Origin of the sequence: Zhongshania sp., from assembly GCF_041584495.1 — a bacterium.
GTDB lineage: Bacteria > Pseudomonadota > Gammaproteobacteria > Pseudomonadales > Spongiibacteraceae > Spongiibacter.
The window spans coordinates 1-6,492 of sequence record NZ_JBFHDY010000148.1; the positions used below are offsets into that span (position 1 = coordinate 1).

The window sequence follows — 6,492 nt, forward strand, 5'->3', positions numbered from 1 at the left end:
CGGTTATCCACTTCATAAACTTTTTGATGGTGGTGAAGTGTTCCTGCGGAATCGGTTTTACGTCCTCACGCTTGGTTTTCACATAGCTGTATTCAACCACGGTTGGTTCCTCTTCTCGTTGTCGGGGCGCATCTTACCGAATCGTCACGCCGGCTGATCTTAACAAGCTGTTACAGTGAGGGGAATGTAAGAGGGCCGCCGCTTGGATTCTTCAATAAAAACAACGGAACGTTTCTACTATGGCTGGGTGATCGTGGCGCTGGCGATGATGATGCACGCCCTCACCACCGGCGGCACCAACGCCTTATACGGCGTGTTTGCCCTGCCCCTGAGCGACGCCTTTGGCCTGTCCCGCGCAGCCATACTCGCCGCCACCGCCAGTGTGGCAATGATCTGCTCCGGGCTGTTCTCGCCCTTTGCCGGTTTGTGGCTGTCGCGCTATTCCCCGAAAAAACTGATTCTGCTCGGTTGCACTCTGTTGAGTGGCGGCTTTTTCGCCATGACCTTTGTCACCGAGTGGTGGCAAATGTCGATTATCTACGGCCTGTGCTGGAGCACCGGCAATACAATGTTTGGCGCGCTTGCAGCCAATACCTCGGTGTCCAACTGGTTTGAAGCTGAGCGCGGCAAGGCGCTGGGGGTAGCGTCGATTGGCATGTCGGTGGGTTCGTTTTCCTTCCCGCCAATGATTACCTGGGTGATCATCAATCATGGCTGGCGTTCCGCCTATGCGGTGCTGGGCTGCCTGACGATCGCCGCCATACCGTTTATTGCGCGCTGGTACCGCGACCGCCCCGAGGGCGAGGCCGACAGCGATAGCGACGGCCACACGCAAGGCGGCAGCAACTGGGCCGACATTCTGCGCCGCCGCGATTTCTGGGTGATCGGTATCTGCATCAGTATCTGCTTTGCCGGCTTTAACGGGGTGACCATCAACCTGATCCCCATGGCGGTGGATCAGGGCATATCGCCCACCGCCGGCGCCTGGCTGCTGTCGGTAACCGCCACCTTCAGCGTGATGGGCAAAATTATCATTGGCATGTCCGCCGACAAGCTCGGTCCGCGCAAGGCCTTGATGATTCCCCTGAGCATGCTGATTATCGCCTGCCTGTTGCTGCTGAACAGCCCCGCCTACCCGGTCATGATGCTCGCCTCGGCCTTTATCGGCCTCTCCACGGGTGGCGCGATTCCGGTGTGGGGCGCATTGATTGGCACCTATTTCGGACAGCGCCGCTTTGCACAGGTAATGGGGGCGATGAACCCCTTGCTGGTGCCCTTGATTGTCGCCTGCGCGCCCTTCGTCAGTTGGGTGAACGAAACCACCGGCAGCTACGATATGGCCCTGCTGACCATAGTCGGTTTTATCGCTATGTCGTTTACTCTGATTCCGCTGCTGCGCCCGGTTCGCTAGGCCAGCGCCCGAAACTGCGCCAGCTCAAAGTCGCTTAGCAGCTCGGTAGGGATCATATGAAACAGTGTGGTGGTCGGGTAGACCAGCACCATATCCTCCAACATCGCGACCTTCTTCAGCTCGCGAAAGGCATAACGGGATTCCCCATTGCTTGAGCGCAGCACAAAACCGGTCGGGTTCATCTCCAGTTGCTGCTCCCGCTGCATCAGCGGGTTTTCACGGTAAGTACGGCGAAACCGCCAGCGGTGAATACGCGGCAACAGCCCCCAGCGAAAGCCAATCAACAGCACCGCCACAATGGCCGTGGCACTGATGCTGGCCGCAGAGAAACCCATCACCGGCGGAAACAGTGCCAACACTACAAACAAAGCCAGAGTAAGCCGCCAGCGCAGGGGCCTGTGCGCATGCCAGCAGGCGCGTACAAATTGGTCTTCAGAGATATGGTAGGCGTGGCTCACCGCAGTGGCTCCGTTCCCTCGATAGGGCTACAGTTTAACCAAAGCGCGTAACCCGTAAAATACGCACCCTCTTCTAGGGTTGAAATAATAGCCCACCAGAAAAAAGCGCCGTTCAGAAGGGTGATTTTTTTAGGCGAAAAGAATAAAGTGGCCGAATCCGCATAATTAAAAAGCGGCACGCTGACTACAAGTTGGCCAGCCGCAGGTGTTCGCGAACAGACTCAAGGACTGAGGATGCAGACACAGTCATTACATCACAAGCCTCTTGGCGCCAGTCCTGTTATTCGGTTGGGTATCGGGGCTATTAAACTTGTTCCCAGCTTAATAGAGCGACCTCAACCGCTGCCCTCTAAAAAACACATGAAAAACGAGATGAGAACGGGCCCATTGGCGCGAACTCTAATAGATTACTGTGAGCACTCACTAATAATTATTATGAGGTCGGAGACCTCATTAACAGGCTGTTACATTTCACGCGCGATCAATAGATCAAGGGGTGAGTAGATGGGCTGGTTTACAAATAAGGCGCTGTTCGGCGGTATAAAAAATCGAGATTACGAAACGGTTCAACTGGCGTTATCTAAAGGCGCCGACCCGAACTCGTATCACTATGGAATCACTCCGTTGATGCGAGCTTGCATGGCTGATGATTCGGTGATTATCCGAATGCTCATTGATGCCGGGGCTGATCCACACAAAAAAGACAAGAGTGGCTCATATGATACCTATGAGTTTTGTAGAGACAACGGATGGGAAGGCGCTATTAAGCACATAGAAAATCTGGCCTCTATGAGAGATATGTATAAAGAAGCTGGCATAGACCCTTCCAATTTACGATAACCAGAAATGTAACAAGTGTAGGCTGCCGGACAAATTACTCGCTGCGCGAGCAATTTTCCGCAGCTACGAGCGTTAGCTTACAAAAGGAGAGCCGGATTTCTATATGGATATCACAGCTATACAAGCTGCTATCGCAAGCTTAAAAACGGCCACTGACGTATCTAGATCAATCCTTGAAATGAAAAGCATGTCAGAAGTTCAAGGCAAAGTAATCGAACTTCAGAGTGCCCTGCTTGAGGCGCAAAATTGCGCTCTGTCGGCTACAGCATCTCAATTTTAGCTTCAGGAAAAGGTTCGCGAACTAGAGGCCAAATTGAATGAGCGAGGCTCTTGGCAAGAGCAAGTAGCCAGGTATCAACTGATTAGCCCCTGGCGAGGCCCCGCGCAAACATATGCACTGAAGGAATCTGAGTCACAAGGGGAGCAACCTCACTTAGTTTGTTTTTCCTGCTTTCATAATGAGCAAAAAGTGATTCTTAATCCGCAGAAGAGTAAAGAAGGCTGGGTACAGATGGTTTGCCCAAAATGTAAATCCTCTATGGATACAGGATATAAGGCTATTGGCAGCCCAAAATATGCAGAGCAATATGGCAGAGAAAGCTAAAAAGAAAAGGCAAGGCGACGCCACAAAGCGGTGGCCTGCTTTTGGCAGTTATAAGTTTACCGAGTTTCCAGAATATAAAAATAAAGGGGACGGAGGGATTTAAAATTAACCAGTCGCCTAATTTAATATTCTCGAACCGAACAAAGTAACTCAAAACAAAATATCGAGGATTACCTATGCCAAGGAAGGCGAGGAATTATCTGGCAGGCATGCCTTATCACGTGGTACAGCGGGGCAATAACCGAGAGCCCTGTTTTGTAGAGCCAGAGAATTATCAATTCTATCTGCAGTTGTGGGAAGAGGTGTCGAAACGCTATGGCGTAGACGTCCATGCTTTCTGCCTGATGACCAACCACATTCATTTTCTGGTGACGCCACACGAGCAGGATGCTCTCTCTAATACGATGAAGGTGGTAGGCAGTCGGTACGCACAGTACTTCAACTCGCAATACCGGCGCACAGGAACCCTCTGGGAAGGTCGTCATCGCTCTAGCCTGGTGCAAAGCGAATCCTACGCCTTGCTGTGCTACCGCTATATAGAACTGAACCCGGTCAGAGCCTCGATGGTCGCCCACCCCGGTGAGTATCAATGGTCTAGCTACCGGGCAAATGCTTGGGGCGAGCGTCACTGGCTTAAGCCGCATGAAGAGTATCTAAGGCTTGGGCCCCACGCCTCGGAACGCCGGCACGCTTACCGCGAGCTGTTCCGCAATTCACTGGATTCTGATGACATACACAAAATTCAGCAAGGCACCCAGTATAACCACCCGGTAACCGATGACCGCTTTTGCAGGATGATAGAACAAAAGTACGGTATAAAGGTTGGGAAGATTAGCCGAGGGCGACCGCCAAAGAGGCGGATTTGATCAAAATTTATTCCCTCCGTCCCCTTTTTCAACTATCGCGATTTAGTCTTCGACATCAGGGCCCCGTTCGAGCACCTCCCCGGGAAGATCAGCAATTTTCGGCTGGCGCCGCTGCCGGGTTCTTGCCGGTATCATTTCTCTCATGGATTCCAGCTTGCCGAAGCACAGCAACTTGTCATTGGCCTCCAGCTCTCTGGTGGCTTTTGGATTCGGGATACTTTTCGCACCCCGATACAGCGTCAACACATTGATATCCTGCTCTCGCAGCTGGGTGTCAGCGATGGTCATCCCGACGAAGTTTGAGCCATCGGGAATATAGATTTCACTGACCCCATAACCCTTGCTGACTGTCAGGCGCTGCCGAACATCAATCTCGGGGAAGTCGACCTGAGCCGCGATATAATCGATGACAGCACCCGCAACATCCAGACCGGTGCAGGTTTCAATGCCTTCCAGTCCCGGCGACGAATTGACCTCCATGATCTGCGGACCCGTTTTACCCTCCAGCATATCAACGCCGGCAACCCGCAGCCCCAATATTTGCGCCGCGCGAACGGCGGTCTGTGCATATTCATCGGATAATTCCACCGCTTCGGCCACACCGCCACGGTGAACATTACTGCGAAACTCCTGTCCCTGGGCAACCCGGCGCATTGCGGCAACGACCCGGTCCCCGACAACAAACGCCCTGATATCCTTACCCTTGCTCTCGGCAACAAACTTCTGAATCAACACATTCTGCTTTTGACTTTGCAGGAGCTCAATAATCGACTCCGCAGCATTAACACTTTCCGCCAGCAATACCCCGATGCCCTGCGTACCTTCGATCAGCTTGATAACAACCGGAGCACCCCCCACGCGCTCAATAGCCGGGAGCACATCTTTCTTATCCCTGACGAAGGTCGTTCGTGGAATGCCAATATGGTGACGACTTAATATCTGCAGACTGCGGAGTTTGTCACGGGAATTGATGATGCCGTGGGCGGTGTTGGCGCAAAATACATCCATCTCCTGAAATTGCCTGACAACTGCCGTTCCGTAGTAGGTGATGGACGCGCCAATCCGCGGCAATACGGCATCGTATTCACTCAGGGCTTGCTGCCGGTAATACAGGTCCGGAACGCCCTGCTGAAGATCAATCGCAAACTTGAGTGTATTCAATACCTTTACCGTGTGCCCGCGTGCCGCTGCGGCTTCGCGCAAGCGCTTGGTGCTATAGGACTTGGGGCCACATGACAGAATTCCGAGTTTCATAAGCTTTCTCCGCTTGCGGGGCTAAACTAATCAGCCATGACTACCTAACACCATAGCCTATTTCCAACGCCCGCGAGCGTAGAAAAGGGGACGGAGGGATTTAAAAATAACCAGCCGTCTAAATCTAAACCTATTGAACCGTGTGACGTAACTCATTAAAAATTGTAAGGATTATCTATGCCAAGAAAGGCGAGGAATTATCTGACAGGCATGGCTTATCATTTGGTACAGCGGGGCAATAACCGAGAACCGTGTTTCGTTAAGCCTGAGAATTATCAATTCTATCTGCAGTTGTGGGAAGAGGTGTCAAAGCGCTATGGCGCAGACGTCCATGCTTTCTGCCTTATGACCAACCACATTCATTTTCTGGTAACGCCCCACGAGCAGGATGATAGAAGAAAAGTACGGTATAAAGGTTGGGAATATACGCCGAGTGCGGCCGCAAAGAGGCGGATTTGATCAAAATTTATTCCCTCCGTCCCCTTTTTCTGCCCTTTTTCTTTTTAGAGGCATGAATGATGAAACTAACTGGTGGTTGTCATTGTGGCGAGGTTCGCTACGAAGTTGAAGGAGACCCGTACACCCATGCATTGTGCCATTGCTCAGATTGTCGACGACACGCTGGTGCACCGATGGTGGGATGGACAATGTACCCTCAGGAAGCCCTGACGATAACCAAGGGCGTGCCAAAGGTTTACAAATCGTCTGAGAACGGGCGCCGACAGTTTTGTTCGGATTGCGGAACAGGGCTCTTTTACGAAAATAGCCAAACGCTTCCGGGTCTTATTGATATTCAGAGCGGCACATACGACGAGCCCGAGGCAATCCCCGCGCGTGTCCATATTCAGGTGGCGGAAAGAATCGCATGGATGGCGGATGCGCACCAACTCCCGGAATTTGATCGATATCCACCCGTGAAGGGTTAAGCAGGGGTGGTCGATATTTATTCCCTCCGTCCCCTTTTTACGTTTCAATACGCGCCAACGCTGGCTAAATTGTAGAGCAATCACCCACTACAAGCCTTGTGCGCGCCGGGAGGGCGTGCCGCAGACAATCGCA

7 protein-coding genes and 1 pseudogene are annotated in these 6,492 nt (G+C 52.3%); 5 read left to right on the plus strand and 3 right to left on the minus strand.

Features of this window, described 5'->3' with window-relative positions; translation table 11 throughout:
- Positions 1 to 202 precede the first annotated feature (202 nt).
- Positions 203 to 1,411 (plus strand): MFS transporter, encoded by a 1,209-nt coding sequence (locus ABYP33_RS16645; protein WP_373092274.1) that lies wholly within the window; start codon positions 203 to 205, stop codon positions 1,409 to 1,411.
- On the opposite strand, the gene ABYP33_RS16650 is transcribed toward ABYP33_RS16645, so the two are convergent.
- Positions 1,408 to 1,869: a YcxB family protein gene (locus ABYP33_RS16650; protein ID WP_373092275.1), complete on the minus strand. Its 462-nt coding sequence runs from the start codon at positions 1,867 to 1,869 to the stop codon at positions 1,408 to 1,410. The two genes, ABYP33_RS16645 and ABYP33_RS16650, sit on opposite strands and share 4 nt — an antisense overlap.
- Before the next feature lie 504 nt (positions 1,870 to 2,373).
- Between ABYP33_RS16650 and ABYP33_RS16655 the strand changes: the two genes are divergently transcribed.
- The gene (locus tag ABYP33_RS16655) at positions 2,374 to 2,709 is read left to right on the plus strand and encodes an ankyrin repeat domain-containing protein (protein WP_373092276.1); all 336 of its coding nucleotides are present in this window, start codon (positions 2,374 to 2,376) and stop codon (positions 2,707 to 2,709) included.
- A gap of 780 nt (positions 2,710 to 3,489) precedes the next feature.
- Positions 3,490 to 4,179, plus strand: a complete 690-nt coding sequence (locus ABYP33_RS16660) for a transposase (protein ID WP_373092277.1) — start codon at positions 3,490 to 3,492, stop codon at positions 4,177 to 4,179.
- A 42-nt stretch (positions 4,180 to 4,221) separates the two neighbouring features.
- Here ABYP33_RS16660 and ABYP33_RS16665 read toward each other — a convergent pair whose 3' ends face one another.
- Positions 4,222 to 4,533, minus strand: a complete 312-nt coding sequence (locus ABYP33_RS16665; RefSeq protein WP_373092279.1) for a cation:proton antiporter regulatory subunit — start codon at positions 4,531 to 4,533, stop codon at positions 4,222 to 4,224.
- Positions 4,510 to 5,433, minus strand: a pseudogene (locus ABYP33_RS16670) (RimK family alpha-L-glutamate ligase); the annotation flags it as partial. The gene ABYP33_RS16665 and the pseudogene ABYP33_RS16670, both read right to left, overlap by 24 nt.
- 210 nt (positions 5,434 to 5,643) lie before the next feature.
- Here ABYP33_RS16670 and ABYP33_RS16675 point away from each other — a divergent pair.
- Complete coding sequence (locus ABYP33_RS16675; protein WP_373092280.1) at positions 5,644 to 5,892, plus strand: transposase; 249 nt, start codon at positions 5,644 to 5,646, stop codon at positions 5,890 to 5,892.
- A gap of 56 nt (positions 5,893 to 5,948) precedes the next feature.
- Complete coding sequence (locus tag ABYP33_RS16680) at positions 5,949 to 6,359, plus strand: GFA family protein (RefSeq protein WP_373092278.1); 411 nt, start codon at positions 5,949 to 5,951, stop codon at positions 6,357 to 6,359.
- Positions 6,360 to 6,492 lie beyond the last annotated feature (133 nt).